General features: G+C 48.7%; 19 protein-coding genes. 6 read left to right on the forward strand and 13 right to left on the reverse strand.

The window, feature by feature from the left end; all coding sequences use genetic code 11:
* Positions 1-37: 37 nt before the first annotated feature.
* The 10 genes from AC6I3O_RS22775 to AC6I3O_RS22820 form a co-directional block, all read right to left on the reverse strand.
* On the reverse strand, positions 38-3,520 hold the full coding sequence (locus AC6I3O_RS22775) for a DNA polymerase III subunit alpha (RefSeq protein WP_497852812.1): 3,483 nt from the start codon (positions 3,518-3,520) through the stop codon (positions 38-40).
* 108 nt (positions 3,521-3,628) lie between these two features.
* The gene (locus AC6I3O_RS22780; protein WP_497852813.1) at positions 3,629-3,865 is read right to left on the reverse strand and encodes a polya polymerase; all 237 of its coding nucleotides are present in this window, start codon (positions 3,863-3,865) and stop codon (positions 3,629-3,631) included.
* 60 nt (positions 3,866-3,925) lie between these two features.
* Positions 3,926-4,765 (reverse strand): CvfB family protein, encoded by an 840-nt coding sequence (locus tag AC6I3O_RS22785; RefSeq protein WP_497852814.1) that lies wholly within the window; start codon positions 4,763-4,765, stop codon positions 3,926-3,928.
* A 58-nt stretch (positions 4,766-4,823) separates the two neighbouring features.
* Complete coding sequence (locus AC6I3O_RS22790; RefSeq protein WP_497852815.1) at positions 4,824-5,540, reverse strand: acyl-[acyl-carrier-protein] thioesterase; 717 nt, start codon at positions 5,538-5,540, stop codon at positions 4,824-4,826.
* Positions 5,527-6,711: a cation diffusion facilitator family transporter gene (locus AC6I3O_RS22795; protein WP_497852816.1), complete on the reverse strand. Its 1,185-nt coding sequence runs from the start codon at positions 6,709-6,711 to the stop codon at positions 5,527-5,529. The genes AC6I3O_RS22790 and AC6I3O_RS22795 overlap by 14 nt, the downstream gene beginning before the upstream one ends.
* 57 nt (positions 6,712-6,768) lie before the next feature.
* A complete protein-coding gene (spoIIR, locus tag AC6I3O_RS22800; RefSeq protein WP_497852817.1) occupies positions 6,769-7,440 on the reverse strand; it encodes a stage II sporulation protein R in 672 nt (223 codons plus the stop codon).
* Positions 7,441-7,812: 372 nt separating this feature from the next.
* Positions 7,813-8,487, reverse strand: a complete 675-nt coding sequence (locus AC6I3O_RS22805) for a GntR family transcriptional regulator (RefSeq protein ID WP_497852818.1) — start codon at positions 8,485-8,487, stop codon at positions 7,813-7,815.
* 3 nt (positions 8,488-8,490) lie between these two features.
* Complete coding sequence (ispE, locus tag AC6I3O_RS22810; protein WP_497852819.1) at positions 8,491-9,366, reverse strand: 4-(cytidine 5'-diphospho)-2-C-methyl-D-erythritol kinase; 876 nt, start codon at positions 9,364-9,366, stop codon at positions 8,491-8,493.
* Positions 9,367-9,399: 33 nt separating this feature from the next.
* Positions 9,400-10,959, reverse strand: coding sequence for a DUF3794 and LysM peptidoglycan-binding domain-containing protein (locus AC6I3O_RS22815; RefSeq protein ID WP_497852820.1), 1,560 nt, complete (start codon positions 10,957-10,959; stop codon positions 9,400-9,402).
* A 12-nt stretch (positions 10,960-10,971) separates the two neighbouring features.
* Complete coding sequence (locus tag AC6I3O_RS22820; RefSeq protein ID WP_497852821.1) at positions 10,972-11,442, reverse strand: protease complex subunit PrcB family protein; 471 nt, start codon at positions 11,440-11,442, stop codon at positions 10,972-10,974.
* A gap of 173 nt (positions 11,443-11,615) precedes the next feature.
* Between AC6I3O_RS22820 and malQ the strand changes: the two genes are divergently transcribed.
* The 6 genes from malQ to AC6I3O_RS22850 all read left to right on the forward strand — a co-directional run bounded on the left by malQ (position 11,616) and on the right by AC6I3O_RS22850 (position 19,563).
* Entirely contained in the window at positions 11,616-13,238 is a 1,623-nt protein-coding gene (gene malQ / locus AC6I3O_RS22825) for a 4-alpha-glucanotransferase (protein WP_497852822.1), read from the forward strand.
* The gene (locus tag AC6I3O_RS22830; protein ID WP_497852823.1) at positions 13,231-13,977 is read left to right on the forward strand and encodes a lysophospholipid acyltransferase family protein; all 747 of its coding nucleotides are present in this window, start codon (positions 13,231-13,233) and stop codon (positions 13,975-13,977) included. Before malQ ends, AC6I3O_RS22830 begins: the two co-directional genes overlap by 8 nt.
* 952 nt (positions 13,978-14,929) lie before the next feature.
* A complete protein-coding gene (locus AC6I3O_RS22835; protein ID WP_497852824.1) occupies positions 14,930-15,439 on the forward strand; it encodes a hypothetical protein in 510 nt (169 codons plus the stop codon).
* Between the two features lie 126 nt (positions 15,440-15,565).
* Complete coding sequence (locus AC6I3O_RS22840) at positions 15,566-17,020, forward strand: nicotinate phosphoribosyltransferase (protein WP_497852825.1); 1,455 nt, start codon at positions 15,566-15,568, stop codon at positions 17,018-17,020.
* Between the two features lie 15 nt (positions 17,021-17,035).
* Positions 17,036-18,175, forward strand: a complete 1,140-nt coding sequence (locus tag AC6I3O_RS22845; RefSeq protein WP_497852826.1) for a D-alanine--D-alanine ligase family protein — start codon at positions 17,036-17,038, stop codon at positions 18,173-18,175.
* Positions 18,176-18,189: 14 nt separating this feature from the next.
* On the forward strand, positions 18,190-19,563 hold the full coding sequence (locus tag AC6I3O_RS22850) for a UDP-N-acetylmuramoyl-tripeptide--D-alanyl-D-alanine ligase (RefSeq protein WP_497852827.1): 1,374 nt from the start codon (positions 18,190-18,192) through the stop codon (positions 19,561-19,563).
* A 92-nt stretch (positions 19,564-19,655) separates the two neighbouring features.
* On the opposite strand, the gene AC6I3O_RS22855 is transcribed toward AC6I3O_RS22850, so the two are convergent.
* The 3 genes from AC6I3O_RS22855 to AC6I3O_RS22865 all read right to left on the reverse strand — a co-directional run bounded on the left by AC6I3O_RS22855 (position 19,656) and on the right by AC6I3O_RS22865 (position 23,098).
* Positions 19,656-20,606, reverse strand: coding sequence for an Rpn family recombination-promoting nuclease/putative transposase (locus tag AC6I3O_RS22855; RefSeq protein ID WP_497852828.1), 951 nt, complete (start codon positions 20,604-20,606; stop codon positions 19,656-19,658).
* A gap of 127 nt (positions 20,607-20,733) precedes the next feature.
* Complete coding sequence (locus AC6I3O_RS22860; protein ID WP_497852829.1) at positions 20,734-21,666, reverse strand: radical SAM protein; 933 nt, start codon at positions 21,664-21,666, stop codon at positions 20,734-20,736.
* Between the two features lie 25 nt (positions 21,667-21,691).
* Positions 21,692-23,098 carry a glycoside hydrolase family 32 protein gene (locus AC6I3O_RS22865; protein ID WP_497852830.1) on the reverse strand — a complete coding sequence of 469 codons (1,407 nt, stop codon included), beginning with the start codon at positions 23,096-23,098 and terminating at the stop codon, positions 21,692-21,694.
* Positions 23,099-23,101 lie beyond the last annotated feature (3 nt).

The raw sequence follows: 23,101 nt of genomic DNA on the forward strand, positions 1-23,101 counted from the left end.
TTTCTATCTGTCTCTCTCGCCCCTCATTGTACATTATTTAACAAAGGTTTTCAATGGGTTTTTCTATTACTTTTACACAAGATTCTCCCAGATAATTCGTCAATTTGTTCAGCAGCAGCTTATCTGCATTGACGCTTCTGTTTGCAGCCAGACGCTTCACCGCCTTCTCCTTCTTACAGTAAATCACCACCATATCCTGCCCGTCCGAATCACCAAGCAGCTCGAAAAGCTTGCGTTCCCCCGCAAGATAGGACTCCTTGTCGGCATACTGAAGCCAGAGTTCCCGCTTCGTCTGCCCGAAGGGGATTACCTTCTCACAGATAAGCTTACTCGCCGCCTCGTCCTCCTCCGACACCCTTCCCCGGATGAAGACCTTTTCATCTTCATTCAAGTACTGCTGGTTCTTCTCAAAATCCCGGGGAAATACCACTACCTCCACGGCTCCCGCCAAATCTTCAAGGGTAACAAACGCCATCACCTTATTCTGCTTCGTGTACTTAATGGTCTTGGACGTAATCATGCCGCCGATGACCTCCCTTGCCCCATCGTGTACCTTCGTCCGCCCCGTCTCCTCGTCAATCTGGAAATCCAGCGTAGTCTTGGAAATGTTCTTCCTCCATTTCTCCTCGTATTCCTCCATGGGATGCCCGCTTAAATAGAACCCAAGCACTTCTTTCTCAAATGCAAATTTCGTCTCCTTCTCATACTCTCCCACATCCGGCAGCGGCACATCGAATTCGGCTTTCTGGTCCTCTCCCACCATATCGAACAGCGACATCTGCCCGTCCATGGAATTCTTCCGTTCCTGATTCACCTGGTCCATAATCTGCACATAGATGACCATGTACTGCTTCCTGGTCCCTCCTAAGCTGTCGAATGTCCCTGACTTAATAAAGTTCTCTATCGTCCGCTTGTTAATATCCTTCCCCGCCATCCGCTCAATAAAATCCTTCAGATTACGGAAATGTCCTCTCGCCTTTCGCTCTTCAATGACCGCGGAAATCACAGGCCGCCCGATACTCTTGATTGCAGTAAGCGCATACCGGATATTTCCTCCATCCACCGAGAAATTCCCCTCGCCCTTATTGATGTCCGGCGACAGGATCTCAATCCCCATCTGGCGGCAGGTGTAAATATACTCCGCTACCTTACTGGGCGCATCAATCACGGATGTCATGAGCGCCGCCATGAACTCTACAGGATAGTAATATTTCAGCCACGCCGTCTGGTAAGCCACTACGGCATAAGCCGCCGCATGAGACTTGTTGAACGCATACTTGGCAAAATCAATCATTTCATCGTAAATCTTATTCGCCGTCTTCTCGTCAATCCCGTTAGTAATGCACCCCGGGACCCCTTCATCCGCATTTCCATAGACGAAGCTCTGGCGTTCCTTCTGCATCACGTCCCCCTTCTTCTTGGACATTGCGCGGCGCAGAAGGTCACTCCGCCCAAGAGTATACCCCGCCAAATCACGCACAATCTGCATGACCTGTTCCTGATACACGATACAGCCGTAGGTAGGGGCCAGGATTGGCTCTAACTGCGGACAGTCGTAGGTAATCGTCTCCGGATGATCCTTCCCCCGGATATATTGGGGAATGAAATCCATCGGACCGGGACGGTACAGGGAAATTCCTGCAATGACATCCTCCAGGTTCTGTGGCTTTAGCTCCTTCATAAAGCTCTTCATCCCGCCGCTCTCCAACTGGAATATACCGTCCGTACGTCCCGTCCCGATAGAGCCAAGCACCTTCTTGTCGTCATAGTCAATCTTCTCCAAGTCAACCGCCGCACCGCTGCTCTCCCCAGCAAGCCTTGCGGCGTCCTGAATCACCGTCAACGTCCTAAGCCCAAGGAAATCCATTTTTAAAAGCCCCAGCTCTTCTAACGTTGTCATGGTAAATTGGGTCGTAATCGAACCGTCAGACCCAAGGGACAGCGGCACATACTCATCAATGGACTTCTGACTGATTACTACGCCTGCCGCATGCATGGAAGTATGCCTTGGAAGGCCTTCCAGCCGCTTGGACATATCGATCAGCTCATGGACCTGTTCATCCTCCTGATACAGCTTCCGCAAATCCGGATTCATCTCTAAAGCCCGGTTCAGTGTGATATTGACTCCCGGCTCCCTCGGTATCATCTTCGCGATTCCGTCCACAAACGCATAGGGCAGATCCATAACACGCCCCACGTCCCGCACCACGCCCTTCGCCGCCATCGTACCAAAGGTGACAATCTGTACGACCCGGTCGGTGCCGTACTTTTCCACCACATAATCAATAACCTCCTGCCGCCGCTCGAAGCAGAAATCTACGTCAATATCCGGCATGGACACACGCTCCGGGTTCAGGAAACGCTCGAACAGGAGCTGATACCGGATGGGATCGATACTGGTGATCTCAAGGCAGTACGCCACAATACTTCCGGCGGCAGAACCACGCCCAGGTCCCACCATGATATCATGGTCCTTTGCATATTTGATAAAATCCCATACAATCAGGAAATAGTCCACGTAACCCATGGACTTGATGACGGACAGTTCATATTCCAGCCGTTCCTTGAGCTCATCCCCGCCTTCCGGATAACGTTTTTTCATTCCTTCTTGGCACAGATAGTTCAGGTACTCCCAGGATGTGAATCCCTCCGGCACATCGTATTTCGGCAGTTTCGTTACGCCGAATTCAATCTCCACATGGCAGCGGTCGGCTATCTTCTGAGTGTTCTCAAGGGCTTCCTGTGCATAAGGGAACAACTCCTTCATCTCTTCCTCTGACTTAATGTAATACTGCCCGCCCTCATAGCGCATCCGATTCTCATCGGAGAGCTTCTTCCCTGTCTGGATGCACAAAAGCATGTCGTGAGGCTTCTCATCTTCTGCATAGGTATAGTGGATATCGTTGGTGGCCACCAAATCAATCCCTGTCTCCTTGGACATCCTAAGAAGGGACTGGTTCACAAGCTTCTGCTCCTGCAGCCCGTGATCCTGTAATTCCAAAAAGAAATTCCCCTTCCCGAAAATTTCCTGATACCGGTAAGCCGCCTTCTTTCCCTCGTCATACATGCCCCGCAGGATATTTTTCTGAACCTCCCCTGCAAGGCAGGCGCTCAGGGCGATGATTCCCTTGTGGAACTCTTTCAATACTTCCATGTCCACACGGGGCTTATAGTAGTACCCTTCCGTAAATCCTCGGGAAACGATTTTCATCAGGTTATGGTAGCCTTCGTCATTTTCCGCAAGCAAGACCAGATGGTAGTAACGGTCGTCGCCGTTACCTAAGGCCTCCTTGTCGAAACGGGAACCCGGAGCTACATAGACCTCGCACCCAAGGATAGGCTTGATTCCCGCCGCCCGCGCCGCCCGGTAGAAGTCGATTACCCCGAACATGACGCCATGGTCCGTGATTGCCACACTGTCCATCCCCAGCTCCTTCACACGGGCTACGCATTCTTTTATCTTATTTGAACCGTCCAACAGGCTGTACTCCGTGTGGACGTGAAGATGTGCAAAACTCATATTTTCTCCTTTTTGTGTAAATACATACGAAGTTTCCTACTATGATAAAAAAGGCGCCCCCAGCCTTCCGGGAACACCTCTTTCATGTATCTGCCGCTGATTACCTGCCTACTCGCCGTCCACCATGAACTTCACCAGCTTGTCTATATCTTTCTTCTCATATGCAATAATCTCCAGCTCCGGGATCTCACCGTTAGAGAAAATATTCGCCATAGATACATACTGGGACAGCTTCGACTTCAAATTCAGCCTGTCGCCCTCTCCCGTCACTAATTCTACTTTTCCTGAGCAATCGTCAATTACAGAAAAAAATTTGTCAATGTTCGTAATGTTCTGCACTTTCATGATTCCAAAAGCTCCTTTCTGATTTCCTTATCTTACCTTCGTCGTCTTTCCTATTATACCCTATCTCTTGCGAATTTCAATAGATTTTTCACAAATTTCTATCCTGCCTTCCTTCAAGAGCCGCCCCACGGCGCGCTTAAACGCATTCTTGCTCATGTCAAATTCCTCCTTGATCCGTTCCGGTTCTGCCTTATCCGTAAACGGCAGCCGGCCTCCGGATTCTTCCAGCCGCTCCATAATCGCCTGCGCATCCACGTCCATCTGAAGGAACGCCTTCTCCCTCACGGCGAGATCCATTTTCCCGTCCTCCTTGACCCTTGTGACCCGCGCATGGATACGGTCGCCCACTTTCAGGTCGCCGTACACCTCCTTTTTGGGAATCAATGCGGAATAACAGTCATCCACAGCGACAAATACCCCGAAATTATCACTGGTATCATATATGATTCCTTCCACCTGGTCGTCCTTCTGATAGGGGGAATCCAGACGCAGCCGCTCATAGACCTTCATCGTCGCACAAAGCCTTCCTGACTTGTCCACATACAAAGCCACCAGCGCCTCGTCCCCCTTCCTGACCTTCGCCGTCTGCTCCCGGAATGGAAGCAGCAAATCCTTCTCAAGCCCCCAGTCCAGAAAAGCCCCGATCCGTCCCACATCCACGACTTTCAGCGCCGCCAGCTCCCCGAGGGTGATCTTAGGCTCGTTCGTGGTGGCTATCAGCCTGTCCGAAGAGTCTTTGTACAAGAACACCTCCACCGGATCGCCTGCTTCTAACCCCCGCGGGACCTGTTTTTTAGGAAGCAGCACCTTCTCCTGGCTGTTGCCGAGATAAACGCCGAACTCCACTTCTTTTACAATCATCAACCTTACTTTCTTTCCCAAATTCTCCGATAATGACATCTGTATTTCCCTCTCCTTTGTGTTACGTGTACTTGTATCTTAAACTCACATTTCTCCATCAAGAGAACTCCACCACCGCATAAGCCTTCCCCGCCCCGTCGCACAGTTCCACTACGGCTCTATCCTCTTCATACGCCGTCCTAGGGTAAATGATATCGCCATACACAGCTGATTTCTTATACTCCACCCGCAGTTTCCTGACATCCATCGGCTCTTTCAGCGCTTCCTGCGCCATCTGCACATACTGGCAGTTATTCACGTGCTCGTTCGTATCTATATGATACTTCCGCACCGGGAACGGCTCTCCATCTTCTAAATTCCCCGGCAGCTCAATTTTCCGCGGCGCATACTCCATAGGCAGCGGTTCCTCCGTTCCATAGAGTTCAATTTCCCGCCTGTCCGGTCTTGCAGGCCTTCCCTTCTCCACATCCATATAGACCCACACAGAATTCGCCCACGCAGCCATCTTCTGCCCCTCATCCTCCATACAGAAGTTACGCAGTCCCAACAGCCCGTCAAATTTCGTCGCCCAGGTACTTATCTTCACCGGCTCTCCCATCACGGGATAACGCTCAACCTCCACCTGCCATGCCGACAGAATCCAAACCTTCCGGCGCTTAGCACAGTAGGAGAGCCCGACGCCCAGACTCTCCGAGTGAAATGTACTGCAATCCTGAAAATAATTAATGATCCCCGGCAGCGTAATCCGTCTCGTATGATCCACCTCGCTAAATCGAATCCTGCCCTCCAACGTATATCTGTTACTCTTTTGCACTGCCTATGTAACTCCTTTCTGTCGTAATGACGCACTGATACCGCGAATCCGTAATCTTGAGCAGCTTCACCAACGTATTTTTCAGCTCCTCCTGTTTCTTCCCGTCATATTCATAAGGAACCTCCATGTCAAAAATCAGGTTCACCTGCTCCTCCCCGCTCACCATGCGGAAATCATGGATAGTCACAGCCGCATCCAGCGCCTCAAGAATCCGCTCCACCTGCCCTTTTGCCTCAATGACCCTCACATCCCGCGTCTCCACCGGGTCCATATGAATCACCAGAAACACGCCAAGCATCCTAAGCGCATCCCGCTCAATCCGGTCGATCACCTCATGGGACGCCTCAATCTCCACATCATTCGGAACCTCCGCATGGATAGAAGCCATACTCCTTCCCGGCCCATAATTATGGACAATCAAATCATGGCTCCCAAGAACCCCCTCATATCCTTCCACAAAATCCGTAATCCTTGCATACTCCTCAGGCTCCACTGCCTTACCAATCAGAGGCTCCAGCGTATCCTTCGCAATCCCGACACCGGCCCACATCACCACCAGAGACACGCCAAGCCCCACGAATCCGTCGATATTCACCCCCGTCGCCCAGAAAAACAGAAGGGACGCAATCGTCGCAGTAGTGGTGATCACATCGCCCATGGCATCCGCAGCGGTGGCCATCATCACCTTAGAATCAATCCTCTGCCCAAGCTTCCGGTTAAAGAACCCAAGCCACAGCTTGACGCCCACCGACAGGACCAGAACCACCACAGACACCGCCTGAAATTTCAGCACCTCCGGTTCCCGGATCTTCGCCACAGCATCCTTAAAAAATGAAAACCCCACTTCCATGACCAGAAACGCCACAATCAACGCCGCAATATACTCAATCCTGCCATGCCCAAACGGGTGATCCCTGTCCGCCGGTTTACTAGCCATCTTCACTCCCACAAGACCAATCACAGACGAACCCGCATCCGAAAGATTGTTAAACGCATCCGCCATGACCGAAATACTATGCAAGAGATACCCTACCGAACATTTTACTACAAATAAAAGCACATTGCAAAGGATGCCTACCGCACTCGCCAACACACCGTAGGCGGTCCTGACAGACACCCTCTCGATTTCCGTATGGTCTTTTATAAAAATCCTTACCAAAAAATCCGTCATGAACTTCCTCCATGTTCCTCTTAATGTATCCCTGAAAAGGGAATTCTAAGGCATACCTTAATCCGCACCCTCCCCAAAGAAAAACCATTTAATCTTAAAATCAGACGTGGCCGTCACCATCTCATACTCTTCCGCTGTCAAGGCTTCTCTAAGCCCCTGTTTTCCCTCGTCGCTTACAACCTTACAGGCCGTATCCGTAAAACACAGGCTCGGATACAGGACACACCACCAATTATGTCCTCTCGCCTGGCCCAGCCGAATCTTCAGCGCCTCATACTCTCCCTGCGGAAAGAAGACATCCCCATACAACTTATCCGGGAAATAACTAACTTCCACATCCGCCTCAGACCGATAAGAATACCCCTCCGCCTCGACCGTCCGATCTGCCACATCCTCCAGCTCATGCAAATGTGACTCCACCCAGGCCTTCGTCTCCTCTGCATCCGGCTCCCCCGAGAGCTCATCCCCCATGCTCTCCTCCATATAAGCAAGCACAGCGTCCCGAACCTTCACCTTGACAGCCTGATCCTCCTCGCTGTCACTGTTAGCAAGCACATGAAACCTAAGCACCTCTTTTGCCAGCGTCTTCTGCGTCCGCTCCATCTTCGCCTCGACCCGCTCAATCCCCCGCTCCACACAGCTCCCCGTCAACAAAGCCGCAGCACAGATCCCAAACACCAGACAAACCACCCGCCGAACCTTACCACAATCCCAAAACTCTCTATTCATATGTAACACCCTCCTTATACAATAATCACTCAAGTTATATAAGAAGTGTTGACATATAACCTACCATTTATACAAAACACCTAAAATTCTTTCCCCATTATCCATCCTTCTTATCAGAATCTCTCCGAAACCATATCACTGCCCTATTCCTTGATTGCCACACTAATACCCATCGGAAGGGCAACCATAAACTATCCGCCCATACACAAAACCCCTGCGACTTTTCCACCATCTGCCGCCCAAACACCCTACGCTCCCAGCCTGATAGGATTCTTCCCACCCTGCGACCGTAAATTTTGCCAGTATACAGGCAGCTGTGAACTGCCGTCCACCCATACGCAAAACTCACCGCCTCCGCCGCCAGAATCCTCATCACTCCCCCTTCTTCATCCGTATCACATCCATAACCGCCTCCACCTGATTATCGATATGCTTACAAACAATCTCCGCTGCCAGTTCCTTCTCCTTCCCCTCAATCCGCTTAATAATCTCTTCATGCTCCGCCAAAAGCTGCGGATACGCCTCCTGCCGTTTCAAATACTCTATACGATACCGATACATCTGCTCCCGCAAATTATTTAAAAGCTGCACCAGCTTCTGGTTATCCGTCGCCTCATAAATCACATCATGAAAACGCACATCTGCCTCGGCAATCTCTGTAATATCACTGCTCCTCAAGGTCTTCCGGAACTCCTCCGCCGCATGTCTAAGCTCCCGTATCTGCGCATACTTAATCTTATCACAGGTCAGCTTCACCGCCAGCTCCTCTAACGCCTTGCGGACCTCTAAGACGTCCCGCAGGCTCTTCTCGGATATATCCGCCACCTCTGCGCCTTTGCGCGGAACCATAAGCACCAGCCCCTCAAGCTCCAGCTTCCGGATCGCCTCCCGGATCGGCGTCCGGCTGACGCCAAGCTTATTGGCCAGCTTAATCTCCATCAGCCGCTCTCCCGGTTTCAGTTCTCCCCGCAGGATCGCCTGCCTCAGGGTATTGAACACCACGTCCCGCAGCGGAAGATATTCGCTCATGTTGACCTTTAGTTCCATCCCCTATCTCCTCCTCGTATTGTGTACGCCGGTCACGTATGTCTGCCGCGCAAGCTGCAGCTCCCGAATCCGAAACGCCGCCTTCTTAGCCGCCTTCTTATCATCGAACAGTCCAAAGACTGTAGGCCCGCTGCCGCTCATCAAGGCATTGAGCGCGCCGTTCTTCTTCATGGTATCCTTAATCTGCTCAATCACAGGATAGGCTTCTGCCGTAACCTTCTCAAGGACATTCCCAAGGCAGGAAGATACCTGCAAAAGATCATGCCCTCTAAGCCCTCCGATAATCCCGTCAATATCCGGATGTTCGGCAATCTCATGGGAGTCCAGCTTCTCATACACCATCTTCGTCGAAACGCTGATAGACGGTTTTGCCAGCAGTACAAAACACTTAGGCATAGGAGGAAGAGGCGTAAGTTTCTCTCCAATCCCTTCCGCGAGTACCGTCCCCCTCATGATACAATAAGGTACGTCTGCCCCCAGCAAAACGCCCCTTTCCATCAGCGCTTTCTGGGACAGCCCCAACGAAAACATACGGTTCATCCCGAACAAGACCGCAGCCGCATTAGAACTGCCCCCAGCCATCCCCGCAGCCACAGGGATATGCTTATCCAGCACAATCTTCACACCCTCCCGTATCCCAAACTCCTTCATCAACAAATCCGCGGCCCGGTAAGCCAGGTTATTCTCATTGACCGGAAGATAGAATAAGTTGGCGCTAAGCCGGATTCCCGGCTCCTTCGTCTTCACCATCCAAATCTGGTCATAGAGATAGACCGTCTGCATTACCATACGCACGTCATGATATCCATTCTCCCGTTTCCCCAACACGTCGAGTCCCAGATTAATCTTCCCAAGTGCCTTTAACTCTAATTTATCCATCCACATTCTCCTTGTATCCTGTATACAGTGTACCTATAGTATACTCATATTTTCCTTAAAAATCAATATCCTGTCACCCGCTTTTATCTCTTCCGAAGGCAGTTCATTTACCTCCATAATCCCCTCTACCGTCGTGTTATATTTTTTAGCGAGATCCCACAGGATATCGCCGTCGCGGACGATGTACCCCGTAATGCCCGGGCGTTTCTCCATTTCTTCCATATCAAAGGGCGTAAATTCTATCTCCCGGATGTTCCGGATACAAACCGGCTCTTTCAGGAAACTATGGAACGCCAGCACCGCCTTGATTTCAATCTCATCCGTCCCCAGAAGCCCGATGGAAAGCTGCTCCACCGCATAAGTCAGCCCATAAGTCATATTCTCCGCCGTCTCGTTGCTTTCTAACAGATAGGAGAACGGAACCATTCCCTGCCATGTGTCGAAAGGAATCGCGTCGTCCGCCTTCACATACAGGAAACTAATATGTAGCACCCCTTCAATCTGGATGCCATTCTCCGCCGCCTCAGTATGCTCCACCTGAATCCGCGCGCTGCTGTGGCATATCTGTAAGATGTCATCCTTAATCTCCGGCAATGACAACTGTTCCGTAACCTTACATTTAGAATGATTTTGAAGCAGCAGCCGCTCCATCTGCTCCTCCGTAATCTTAGGCGTGCAGTTCTGCTCCAATGAATAGGCGTCTGCAAGTATCTCAAGCCGTTCCTCCTCGTAAACAATCAGCCGTACCTCCAAGGTCGCCTCCACCCCGATTAGACGCATTTCACCGTCCTCGTCCATCCGCACGTCAATATTGACGTCGTTAAGCTCCGGGTAAATCTGATGGTACATCTTATCCTGCGCCCCATAGCACTCGATACGCCCCTCGTAAGGAACCGTCTGCTCAATCCAGTCTGTTTTACCATCCAGAGATTCATAGAAACAGAACAAAAGCAGCTCTCCCTGTATCCGCAGCTCATCTGCCTCAAGGCGGGTGTCAAGCTTCCGGCTCGTCACCTCCGTCCACAAAAGCGCGCCGATATTCTCCTTCGTCCCTCCGATGGACACTTCTTCCTTGATTCGGTAGGTATCCTTCATCGTCGCAAATACCTTCAAAAATTCCTTGCTCTCGAACCTCTTGTACAAGGATTGCCCGCACTCGATATCCGTCGTAAGCTCCGACTCCTGCTTCCCTTCCGAGCATACCGTAAGCTCCGCTAACGTCTTGATGCTCAGCTTCCGGGAATGGATAGCCGTAACCGTAAGGTCTGCGCTTGAGGACTGGACGAACAGGTTTCCCACCGGCTCCTGCTCAAGATAAATCATTTCCTCGAAAGGAATCCTGCCCTCCAGGCAGGAAAGCCTGGTTTCCCCTTCGTCTGTCACGTACAGGACCTTGAAATTCATTTTCCCGGATACCCTTATGTAATTCTCCACCACCTTCATATCCTCTACGGCGAGGGTCCCTTCTCCTAAGATTACTTTCTTGACGTCACTTTTTGCGTCCGGTACATTGTAATCATCGTCAATGTAGAACTGGTCGGTGATTCTGTTTCCTGTCCTGTAAGTCTGCATCTGTCTGGTTACATATTCCATGCCTTTTGCCTCCTACTCAAATTCAATCTGCTTATCCGTATACTCCATCTTTATCACCACATAAGGGTAGGTTTTTTTCTTGAGGATTTTCTCCTCTTTTCCTGGGCCTAAGAGACTGGTCCCAATCCGTATCTCCTGCTCCGTCTCAAAACACTGGTCTACTGTCACACTGTATCCGCTGGTTTCCCGGACTCCATAGCCTCTGGCGGCATAGAGATATCCTTTGTCGCCGTAATAAAGCTTCATCTCTCCTTCTTTTTTTTCCTCGATCTGAGCCTGAAATTCCTGAGGAACGTCTTCCCTGTCAACCACGGTAAACTCGACATTTCTTATTTTCCCGTTATCTGTCTTTCCTGCGGCACATGCCGATAATATCAGGATACAGATGGGCAGGGCCAAAAAGGTATACCCAAGGGCACACCGCGATGCATGCCCCATGCGGGGCGGGTGGACTTTGTCCAGTAAGGTATAGCATCTTTTCATAAGGACCTCTTGCCAAGTTCCATTCTGCCCTGCGCCAATGAAGCGCCAGGGCGTGCGGTAACTTCTCACAATATATTCTCTCTACATCATACACTCCAAGTCTAGGAAAAATTCCAATTTTGTAGTATAATTGGTTTTATTAGTGATTATGAAAATGGATGAAGGAGATTTTTATGAAAAATAGTGAGAGACTTTCCGGGATTCTGCTGCATCCCACCTCTCTTCCGTCCCCATACGGGATTGGGGATTTGGGAGATGCGGCATACAGATTTGTAGATTTTCTGAAAAAGGCAGGACAGCATCTATGGCAGATTCTTCCCCTGACCCACACCGGATACGGGGATTCCCCATATCAGAGTTTTTCTGCCTATGCGGGGCAGCCGCTTTTGATTAGCCCCGCCCACTTGATGGAGCTTGGGCTTCTTACGGCTGACGACCTTGCGGATGTCCCGCCCTGCTGCCCGGATTCTGTAGATTACGGCGCCATTATTCCGTGGAAGCAGTCCGTGTATGAGAAGGCATACGCACATTTCATGAATGCAGGTCCCAAGGAGCTTCCTCTTTACACAGAATACTTGGATTTTATACAGGAAGAGCAGGGCTGGCTTAACGATTACGCCCTGTTCATGGCGTGCAAATCGGAAAACGGCGGGGTAAGCTGGCTTGAATGGGAAGACAAATATCGGATGCCCGCCCCAGAGTTCAAGGAAAAACTGCGCAGTACATTGAAGGAAAAGATTGGTTTCTATCAGTTCCTCCAATTTATCTTCTATAAAGAGTGGCATGCACTGAAAACATACGCCAATGAACACGACGTGAGGATTATCGGGGATATTCCCATCTTCGTTTCCATGGACAGCGCCGACGTTTGGGCAAACCAGCATTTGTTCCAGTTAGATTCCAAAGGATTCCCTCTGAAAGTCGCAGGCGTCCCTCCGGATTATTTTTCAGCCACCGGGCAGTTGTGGGGGAATCCGCTGTATGACTGGGAGGCCCATGAGAAGGAAGGTTTCTCATGGTGGATTTCCCGTATCCGGCATCAGTTGAAGTCTCTTGATATCCTGCGCATCGACCATTTCCGCGGGTTCGAGTCTTACTGGGCCATTCCTTACGGCGAGAAGACCGCTATTAATGGAAAATGGATTCCTGCGCCGGGATATGAGCTGTTCCATGCAATTCAGGATGCATTGGGCGACGACCTTCCGATTATTGCGGAGGATTTAGGGATTATTACGCCGGAGGTAGACGCACTGCGAAAGGAATTCCATTTCCCCGGTATGAAGGTATTGCAGTTTGCATTCGATAACCTTGGAGAAAGTGATTACCTGCCTTACCGGTTCACTGACCCGGACTGTGTCTGCTATACAGGAACCCATGACAACGACACCACGCTTGGCTGGTACAAAACCCTAAGCCAAGACTGTCAGCGCAGGCTTCGCCGGTATGTACGCTGTACGGATGATGACACAAGAATCTGCCGGGAATTGATTGCAGCCGCACTGGGCAGTATCGCAGGGTATGTGATTTTTCCGCTCCAAGATGTGCTGGGATACGGCTCTTCGGCAAGGATGAACACTCCCGGAACTGCTTCGGGTAATTGGAGCTGGCGCTTCTCGGAAGGGGCGCTTAGGGAGGAACTGGCGGAGACGCTCAGGGAGGATACGATGTTATATGGAAGGTATCATCTTCCAATGCCGGAGGCAGAGGAGGAGCCACTGACGGAAGAGGATTCGGAGGCGGATTTCAATGGGGAAAATAAACTGACGTCCGGATTGGAGGATGAAGCTGATGATTAGGTTTATATTTCTAGTCCTTTTCCTTTTTTCCTTCCTGCTGTTCGGAATCCCCATGCTTGTGATTGAATGGGCGCTTAGCAAATGCATGAAGCGTTTCAATCAAGAAGCAAGCGACTACCGCTGTCTCCGTGTGGTACAGTGGGCGTTTAAAGTCATCTTATGGATTACCGGAGTAAAAGTAACCGTAATCGGCGAAGAAAACGTACCGGACGAACCGGTACTTTTTATCGCAAACCACAGGAGTTATTTTGACATCCTGCTGACCTATTCCCGCTGTAAACGTCTGACCGGCTACGTTGCGAAAAAGGAGATGCTCCGCTACCCTATCCTCCGGGACTGGATGAAACGGCTGTATTGTCTCTTCTTAGACCGCGATAACCCGAAAGAGGGACTGAAAAGCATCCTCGAAGCAATCGACCACATTAAAAAAGGAATTTCCATCTGCATTTTCCCGGAAGGGACGCGCAACGACGGGGAAGAACTCAGCATGCTCCCCTTCCACAGCGGCTCCTTCAAGATTGCAGAGAAATCAGGCTGCGCTATCGTGCCAATCAGCCTGAATAATACGCACACCATGTTCGAGCAGCATATCCCTAAGATTGAGAAGACCCATGTTGTGATTGAATATGGCAAGCCAATCTACCCCAAAGAGCTGGATAAGGAGACACGCAAACGGATTGCGCCCTATTGCCAGAATTTAATACAGGAAACTATCAACCGCAATCAGTCATTGGTATAGTTAATGCCCACCAACAGGATTTCTCCCGAAAATCATGTTGGCGACTGCGGATATTGTCTGTCCTTAATCTGCTGTATAGCAACATTGGAAGACTTATTTTGATGATAAACCGATGCGTTATTATAATAATTGCTAGTGTGCTGTCTACATTTTATTTGGCAAAACTTCGCAGGATATTCGTTCATATGCAAGGCGGATTTTCGACGGCGTAGCGGTGGCTACGGCTAGAAAATCCAACGCGACAGATGGGCGAATAGACAAGAAGGTTTGACTGAATATAATGCAGACAGTACCCTAGTGTGTTACGAGCAGTAAAGTTACCAAAAACACTAACATATTTCTATAATAAGAGTAAAATATTAAATAATGGGGCAAAACTAATGATTGAACAACATGAAATCATTTTTTCTTTTGAAAATAATTTGAAAAACAATAAAGCCACATATAGCAAACTCATTGAACTATACCATATCCTCAATACACTTGACCAGCAAAGATAGCTTTACGAAATTTACATCCTAAAATAAAAGCAGTGATGAACATTTAGGCGATTTTGAACGCTACCTTTTGCTAAATGTTTTTTCTCGTAATAATTTGCCAATAATGAATTCTGTTTATAAAAATAGTATTATAGATAACTTTCTAGAAATGTTCAATAATGTGATTGACCATGCCAATAGCTCTTATTTATATGTGTGCGGACAATTTTTTCCGAAAAGTATGAATTTGTGCTTTTCCATTGTTGATATAGGAAAAACAATCTCTGAGAATGTAACGTCGTATTTAAGAACTACTTCCATGGATATCCCTAGTAATGCTTTGAAATGGGCAATTATTCCAGGCAACTCCACAAAGGCATTGGAAGCTCCCGGCGGACTTGGGTTTAGTACATTATTAGATTTTCTTAAACATAATAATGGATCTTTTATATTGATTTCTGATAGTGAAATATATGAGCTGCAAACAAATAACTAACATTTTATTGAATTTATTTTATCCTTTAGATTTTGAATCAACAAGCAATAAATATGAAATGCTGTTTGAAAATTTAATTAAGAAAAAATCGCATCTATTAATTTCCTCAATCCAAATATCTGAATTCATTAATAGGTGTATCAGAATTCAATTTAAATTATATCAAAACGCAACAAAAGACACTACATTGGAATTCAAAAGGGATTATCGTTCCACAAATGATTACCGTAAAAAAATGAATGCCATTTTAGATATAATCAAAACAGATATATCAGACAATTTTATATTTATTGATGACGGTTTTAGTCAAATGAATCGTCAAAATATTTTCGTATACGGATTTTCATACGATTTTAATGATTCGCTTCTTGTCGAAATTGCACGACAACATATCGCAATATTAATTACTAACGATGCTGATTATGCAAATTATGGTCATGATATTCAAATAGTGACCTCAAACAAATTTTTATTAATGAGTCACTAAGATTTTACTTTTTTGTTTAATTACTTGGTTTCATCTTTCTTTTTTCGATTCAACATTTTACATTTACACATACAAGTGCTATAATAGAAAAAATTCAGCTTAACAGCCAAAGGAGCAAAAGTAGAGATGAACAGACAAGATTTAACTTTGCTGACAGACTTATATGAACTGACTATGATGCAGGGATATTATGCGAAGGGCCAGCACGAGAAGGTCATTTTCGACGTGTTCTTCCGCCAGAACCCTTGCAACAACGGTTACTCGGTCTGCGCCGGGCTTGAACAGGTCATCCAGTATATTAAGAACCTTAACTTTACCTATGAAGACGTGGATTACCTGCGGGGGCTTGGCATATTCAGCGAAGATTTCCTTCAATATTTAAGCGGTTTTCATTTTAGCGGTGATATCTATGCCATCCCCGAGGGAACGGTCGTATTTCCAAAAGAACCTTTATTGAAAGTCATCGCTCCTATCATGGAGGCGCAGCTGGTGGAGACTGCAATCCTGAACATCATTAACCACCAGTCCCTCATCGCCACCAAGACGTCCCGTATCGTCTTCGCCGCTTCCGGGGACGGAATCATGGAGTTCGGATTAAGGCGGGCCCAAGGCCCGGACGCCGGATTGTACGGCGCACGGGCGGCTATGATCGGCGGATGCGTCGGCACCTCCAACGTCCTTGCCGGGCGGCTCTTTGACGTCCCGGTAATGGGAACCCATGCCCATAGCTGGATTATGAGTTTTCCGGATGAATACACGGCGTTTCGGACTTACGCAGAAATGTATCCGGACAACTGCACCTTGCTGGTGGACACCTACGATACCTTAAAATCCGGCGTCCCCAATGCAATCCGTGTATTCCAGGAATTCCGGGACGCCGGGAAACCATTTAAAAAATATGGAATCCGTCTGGACAGCGGGGACCTTGCCTACCTGTCCAAAGAGGCCCGCAAGATGTTAGATGCCGCCGGTTTTACCGACGCGTCCATCTGTGCCTCCAATGATTTGGACGAGTACCTTCTGCATGACTTGAAGATGCAGGGCGCTGCCATCGACTCCTGGGGCGTGGGGACGAACCTGATTACCTCCAAGGACAACCCGTCCTTTGGCGGCGTGTACAAGCTTGCCGCCATCCAGAATGAGGAAGGCGCATTTGTCCCCAAGATAAAAATTTCCGAAAACACGGAGAAAATCACCAATCCCGGTAACAAAACTATTTTTAGAATCTATGATAAAACAACAGGAAAGGTAAAGGCAGACCTCATCTGTTTTGCGGAGGAAACCTTCGATACCAGCGAAGATATGCTTTTGTTCGACCCAATCGAGACGTGGAAGAAGACGAAACTTCCGGGCGGCTCCTACACCATGCGCGAGATTCTTGTGCCGGTCTTCAAAAACGGCGAATGTATCTACAAATCGCCTTCTGTAACTGAGATTGCGGACTATTGCAGGCAGGAAAAGAAGACGCTGTGGGAAGAGACGAAGCGTCTGTTCTACCCTCACCGGGTCTATGTGGACCTATCGCCGAAGCTTTACGAAGTGAAGACTGCTTTGCTGAACCAGATGAGCATTACCGAATAAAAGGAGACATTTTTTATGAAGATAATTGTATTAGCGGGCGGACTCAGCCCGGAACGCGACGTATCGCTGACCTCAGGCGCAGGGATTTGCAAGACTTTGCTGGAAAAAGGTCATCAGGTGTTTTTGATGGATGTGTTTTTCGGATATCCCTGTGATTCGGATAAGCTTGAAGACGTATTCGACCTTCCGGGGCATGGGCTTGAGATAGCGGAGGGCATCAAGACCACGGCGCCAGACCTTGAGGCTCTTAGAAAATCCCGTCCGGATCAGTCTGACAGCCTGATTGGGCCAAATGTAATTGAGCTGTGCCAGATGGCTGACATTACTTTCATGGGGCTTCACGGTTCCATCGGGGAGGACGGCAAACTTCAGGCCACTTTTGACGTTCTCGGCATCCGTTACACCGGACCGAATGCCCTTGGATGCTCCCTGTCCATGAATAAGCTGGTGGCAAAGCAGATTTTTAAGATGTCCGGTGTGCCGACCCCGCGGGGAACTTCCCTCACGAGAAAGACTAAGGATACGCCTCTTGCCGAACTTGGTTACTATCTGCCTCTTGTCATCAAGCCTTGTGCAAGCGGCTCCAGTATCGGAGTCTATATTGTACATACAGAGGAAGAGTATGAAGAGGCAATACATAAATCTTTTGACATTGACAAAGAAGAAGAAGTTGTCATTGAGCCGTATATCAAAGGGCGGGAGTTCGCCTGCGGTATCATTGCCGGGAAGGCCCTGCCTTTGGTGGAGATTATTCCTAAGAGCGGATTCTTCGATTATGAGAATAAATATCAAGACGGAGGAGCGCAGGAGATTTGTCCTCCCCAGTCTATCGATGAGGAGACACAGCAGAAGATACAGCGCGCAGGGGAAGCGGCTTTTGAGGCCCTCAGAATGGATGTATACTCTCGGGCTGACTTTATCGTTGACGATGAGGACGGCAGCTTCTACTGTTTAGAGGTCAATGCCTTGCCGGGAATGACTCCTGCAAGCCTGCTGCCCAAAGCTGCAAAGGCAGACGGACTGGCATACGACGTGCTGTGTGAGCGGATTATCGAAGAGTCGTTCCTTGCACGTTACGGCGCCAATGAGAATATCCAGGGGCACACCACAATGCATGCCGATGGACTTCGTCCGGTAAGCCATACAGAGGCATAAGGAGGCGTGACTATATGAAGAACCTTACGCTTGAAAATATTACAAAAGCCTGTCAGGGGACTTATTACGGAGATGAAAGTCTTTTTTGCCAGGAGGTAGAAGGTGTCGTAATCGACAGCCGGAAGGTGAAGCCCGGCTATCTTTTCGTCGCCATTGACGGGGTGAAGGTCAATGCCCATAAATTCATCCCTGATACCGTCAAAGCGGGAGCGCTATGCGTGGTTTCCCATGAAGACCTTGGGGAGACGGATTTTCCTTATATTCTTGTGGAATCCACCGGTCAGGCGCTGCTTGACATTGCGAAGCTCTACCGGGATTCCTTCGATATCAAGGTCGTGGGCATTACCGGGAGCGCGGGCAAGACCAGCACCAAGGAGATGATTGCTTCTGTCGTCTCCCAGAAATACTCCGTCCATAAGACACTGGGGAATTTTAACAACGAGTGGGGGCTTCCGATTACCATCTTCGGGTTGGAGGAAGGACATCAGGTCGCGATTCTTGAGATGGGTGTCAATCATTTCGGGGAAATGCGCCGCCTTTCTTCGGTCGCAAGCCCGGATATCTGCGTGATTACGAATATCGGTGTGGCCCATCTGGAATTTTTTAAGACCAGAGAAGGCATTTACAGGGAAAAGACACAGATGATTCAGGATATGAAAAGCGGCGGGAAAATCATTCTGAACGGGGATGACGACCTTTTATCCCAGACTGCTCCCATTAAGGGCGCAAGTCCCATTTTCTTTGGCATGGGGGAGGAGAATACATTCCGCGCCGGCCATATGAGACCGCAGGGGCTTAAAGGGACTGCATGTACCATCTATCTTCCGGAGGACATTTCCTTTAACTGTATCGTTCCGCTGCCTGGCATCCATATGGTTTCCAATGCCCTTGCGGGGGCGGCAGTGGGTTATGCCCTTGGACTTACGCCGGAGGAGATTAAGGCTGGGATTGAAGGGCTTCCTTCTATTCCGGGGCGCAACAATATTATTAAGACGGAACGTCTCATGATTTTAGATGATTGCTATAATGCGAATCCAGTGTCTATGAAAGCATCTATTGACGTACTGGATATGGCGCTCGGACGTAAAGTCGCTATTCTTGGCGATATGGGAGAATTGGGGGACAATACCGGGGAACTTCACAGAGAGGTCGGCGCCTATGCGGCAGAAAAAGGGATTGACCTTGTGTGCGGGATTGGTAAGATTTCTAAAGAGTTGGTAGATGGGGCAGAGAATCGTTCCGACGCCACGCAAGGGGTCTGGTTCGAGTCCAAAGCGGATTTTCTGGCTGCTATGGGGGAGATTATCAAAGAAGGCGATAATATCCTTGTAAAGGCCTCCCATGGGATGCAGTTCACGGAGATTGTGGAGGCGCTTCAGACGTTTTGAGAAACGAATGAGAGATGATTTTATACAGTTCAGGCAAGCCATACCGCCATAGCGATAATTGGCTTGCCTGAATATTTTCTGAAATAAATTTACTACTTTTGCGGGGCTGCCAATCCACCCGGAAACCAGTTCTCTACGATTCCGATTTCTACGCCAATTAAGTCAGCGATATCTGTGTTAGAAAAACCGCGCGCTTTTAAATTTACGGCTATCTCCCTTGCCTTTTTCATCTCTCCCCGTCTTTCTCCCTGTTCCTCGCCGCGCTTTTCTCCCCGCTTTTCGCCGCGCTCCTCTCCCCGTCTCTCTACATAATCTAATACATCGCACATATCTTTTACAACCTCTCCTTCTATGGCAGCATTGGCTGCCTCTTCAAACCGGTTATCTTTTGTCAGCACAGACATCATCTGCAGGACTTCCTTTACATGCCCAAACTGCGTGTCTGTAGGGATATAATTCTTATTCTTCCTAATCTGCACAAAATAATCAGCTACTATACGAAAATCACTCTTAAACATAGCCACCTGTTCATCTGACAGAAATGCAATCTCAAACAGGTTAATCTTGAGGTTCGTTACAAAAGGCTTCATATCCTCGTCTAAATTGTCAGCCACACATTCGTATATCGTAGTAGGCTTATTCCAATGCTTAGTCCCAAAATATAAAACAAGCGTGATAACCGGATAGCGTGGATTGGTATTCCTCCGGTACTTCCCGTCTTCCCCTTTTTCATAGAAAATCTGATCTCGGTAAGCTGCCCCGTCATATCCAAACACTCTTAGCGGTACATCGTCTTCCGGACTGGTTTCATTCTCTAACCCATAGAGCGAAATCCTAAGGTTGTGTTTTTTCCAATATTTTGCCGTATCCCGCTCCTGCTCACGTAGTTTCTGATCAACTTTGTAGACAGACCTCACAACGGCTGGCTTTAGTTCTTCTTCTTTTATCTTCTCTGCGCCTTTAAAAAGCAGTACGTTCACAATATCTGCGAATACATCGTTGTACGATTCCAACGTTTTTTCAACCATGTCTTTTTCAGCCATCCGGATACCTCCTCTAGTTTTATGATAGCATAGCAGGTCATGATTTTCAATCCATGCAGAATCTTTCTCGCAAAAACTCTTTCTTGTACAACTCTTTATCGATAAACTACCTCGCAGCAAGCTGCGGTCAATTGCCCCCTCTTTTTGGCAAAACCCCCTCCCCGTCAAACTCCGGGATAAAACTCTGGCGCGCCGTCCCTCCCTCCTGAATAAACCCATATTCCACGCCAATATCCAGAGCATAGTCCACGACCTTCCCATACTCTCTTTTCGTCACCTTCCGCCCAAGAAACGGATGGTTCTCTACCTGCGGCATCGGCGTATACTGATTCAGGATACTAATCAGGATACGGTTCCCATAGGTTTCATGCAGATATCGTATCACTTCTTTTGAATTTTTGACCTTCCCGGGAAGTACCAAATGGCGGACAACCACCCCTCTTTTCAGCAGCCCCGTCTCCTCATCCATCCGAAACTCCCCTGTCTGGGAAACCATCTCCTTTAACGCACTCTTTGCATACGCGGGATAATCCGGCGCATAGGAGTATTCTCTTGCAAGCTCTTCCTCCAAATATTTGAAATCCGGCAAATAGATATCCACATACCCCCTTAACATCCCCAGTGTTTCCACCCTCTCATATCCGCTTGTATTATATACGACCGGAAGGCGCAGCCCATCCTTTTTCGCCAGCTCCAACGCATCAATAATCTGAGGGACATAATGGGTGGGTGTCACAAGATTAATATTATTCGCCCCCTGTGCCTGCAATTCCAGAAATATCTCTGCAAGCCTTCCAACTGTAATCGCTTTTCCAGCTTTTGCCCTGGAAATATTCTGATTCTGGCAGTAAATACACCCCAGACTGCACCCGGAAAAAAATACCGTCCCGGAACCATTCTCACCGGATATGCACTCCTCTTCCCACATATGCAGCGCAGCCCTTGCAACAACAAGCCCTGCGGTCTCCCGGCAAAATCCCGTTTCTTGCGCCATCCGATGGGCGCGGCACATTCTGGGACACAATATGCACTCCGACATACATTTCTCTACTCTCCCCATCTCACTCCTCTTTTCCAACGACTTCTCATTTACCTACATACACATGCTCAATATGCCCTTCGATTTCATCCCCCAGCCCGTATACTACATGGCTGAGTACATACTGTCCCCCGTTGACAAATACCTCTATCAGATTCCCATCTATAAATATATCCAGCTCACACCTTCCTCCAAGCTTTGGCGTACTTCCTGTCAGGCGATATCCGGTAAGCCCTCTATACACCTGACTTCTGTCCGCCTTGACAATATCTCCTTCCCTCCAAAGACGGTATCCGCCGATATTCAATTCTCCGCCTTCCCAAAGCTCTGTCCTCAGGCGGTAAGGCACATCGTCACAAGCCTGTCCGGCATCTTCCTGTTCTTCCCTCCCACATACCGGACGCCGCAATGCCGGACGCTTTATTACGGCACGCTTTCCGTCATACAGCTCCCCTAACGGAACCTCATCTTCAAAATATCTGTCAACCTCCGGATGCACCCGGAAATAGATATGCCCATCCACCACCTCCACGACCCTCGGCAGGCTCATCATCCCTATCCATGGCTCCTCCCCTTCCTTTACCACCGCTTCCGGCATACGCATCCACCCAATCATCACTCTTCTTCCCTCTTTGTCCACATTGGTCTGAGGCGCATATAGATCCATTCCATAATCCACCAGCCTGCTCTTTGAAAGCAGTCCCATCTCGCAATCCAAAGACCTAAACTTGGCCAAAGCACACATTGCATGATGGGCATACTCCAATCCATCTTCCGTGGCATACATGGGCGATCCAATAAAAACATAACTGCCGGACACTTGAAACAAATCCGGACACTCCAAAATCCTTCCAAACCCTTCCGCCCGGCACTGGTTCACGTATTCCCACTCATTTGCATCCTTACTTCGGTAGAACAACACACGCCCTTTTTGCTCCTCATAAGTACTTCCAAGGGCCATATAATAAGTGTCTCCATCCCTCCAGACCTTGGGGTCTCTTGTATGCGTCCTATCCCCAATCTCCTTATCTGAAATAACCGGAACTATCCTCCTCTTATCCTTCCAGTTATCAAAATGATACCCATCCTCGGACACAATGATTACCTGGCTGGTCTCATACCGGTCTTGATACGCAACATGGATATTCTCCTCATCCGTTTCCAGATATTTCACAGCCGAATAATAAAGATATAATTTCCCGTCCTTCTCTAACCCACTCCCGGAGAATACGCCGTTTTGGTCATATGCCTTCGTGGGAAACAGCGCCGTCCCCAGATGTTCCCAATGAACCAGATCCTCGCTCACCGCATGTCCCCAATGCATCGTCCCCCACACCGGGGCATAGGGAAAATACTGATAAAACAGATGATATTTCCCCTGAAAATAAATAAACCCGTTAGGATCGTTCATCCAATTCCCCGGCGCCCTCAAATGCAATCTATCTCTCTTCATATT

Source organism: Sporofaciens sp. St.21A7 (genome assembly GCF_059728535.1).

What these genes read in the sequence shown, in the direction of transcription:
- AC6I3O_RS22775 (WP_497852812.1), bottom strand. Translation starts at nt 3,520, where the DNA reads ATGAGTTTTGCACATCTTCACGTCCACACGGAGTACAGCCTGTTGGAC.
- AC6I3O_RS22780 (WP_497852813.1), bottom strand. Translation starts at nt 3,865, where the DNA reads ATGAAAGTGCAGAACATTACGAACATTGACAAATTTTTTTCTGTAATT.
- AC6I3O_RS22785 (WP_497852814.1), bottom strand. Translation starts at nt 4,765, where the DNA reads ATGTCATTATCGGAGAATTTGGGAAAGAAAGTAAGGTTGATGATTGTA.
- AC6I3O_RS22795 (WP_497852816.1), bottom strand. Translation starts at nt 6,711, where the DNA reads ATGACGGATTTTTTGGTAAGGATTTTTATAAAAGACCATACGGAAATC.
- spoIIR (WP_497852817.1), bottom strand. Translation starts at nt 7,440, where the DNA reads ATGAATAGAGAGTTTTGGGATTGTGGTAAGGTTCGGCGGGTGGTTTGT.
- AC6I3O_RS22805 (WP_497852818.1), bottom strand. Translation starts at nt 8,487, where the DNA reads ATGGAACTAAAGGTCAACATGAGCGAATATCTTCCGCTGCGGGACGTG.
- ispE (WP_497852819.1), bottom strand. Translation starts at nt 9,366, where the DNA reads ATGGATAAATTAGAGTTAAAGGCACTTGGGAAGATTAATCTGGGACTC.
- AC6I3O_RS22815 (WP_497852820.1), bottom strand. Translation starts at nt 10,959, where the DNA reads ATGGAATATGTAACCAGACAGATGCAGACTTACAGGACAGGAAACAGA.
- AC6I3O_RS22820 (WP_497852821.1), bottom strand. Translation starts at nt 11,442, where the DNA reads ATGAAAAGATGCTATACCTTACTGGACAAAGTCCACCCGCCCCGCATG.
- malQ (WP_497852822.1), top strand. Translation starts at nt 11,616, where the DNA reads ATGAAAAATAGTGAGAGACTTTCCGGGATTCTGCTGCATCCCACCTCT.
- AC6I3O_RS22830 (WP_497852823.1), top strand. Translation starts at nt 13,231, where the DNA reads ATGATTAGGTTTATATTTCTAGTCCTTTTCCTTTTTTCCTTCCTGCTG.
- AC6I3O_RS22835 (WP_497852824.1), top strand. Translation starts at nt 14,930, where the DNA reads ATGAGCTGCAAACAAATAACTAACATTTTATTGAATTTATTTTATCCT.
- AC6I3O_RS22840 (WP_497852825.1), top strand. Translation starts at nt 15,566, where the DNA reads ATGAACAGACAAGATTTAACTTTGCTGACAGACTTATATGAACTGACT.
- AC6I3O_RS22845 (WP_497852826.1), top strand. Translation starts at nt 17,036, where the DNA reads ATGAAGATAATTGTATTAGCGGGCGGACTCAGCCCGGAACGCGACGTA.
- AC6I3O_RS22850 (WP_497852827.1), top strand. Translation starts at nt 18,190, where the DNA reads ATGAAGAACCTTACGCTTGAAAATATTACAAAAGCCTGTCAGGGGACT.
- AC6I3O_RS22855 (WP_497852828.1), bottom strand. Translation starts at nt 20,606, where the DNA reads ATGGCTGAAAAAGACATGGTTGAAAAAACGTTGGAATCGTACAACGAT.
- AC6I3O_RS22860 (WP_497852829.1), bottom strand. Translation starts at nt 21,666, where the DNA reads ATGGGGAGAGTAGAGAAATGTATGTCGGAGTGCATATTGTGTCCCAGA.
- AC6I3O_RS22865 (WP_497852830.1), bottom strand. Translation starts at nt 23,098, where the DNA reads ATGAAGAGAGATAGATTGCATTTGAGGGCGCCGGGGAATTGGATGAAC.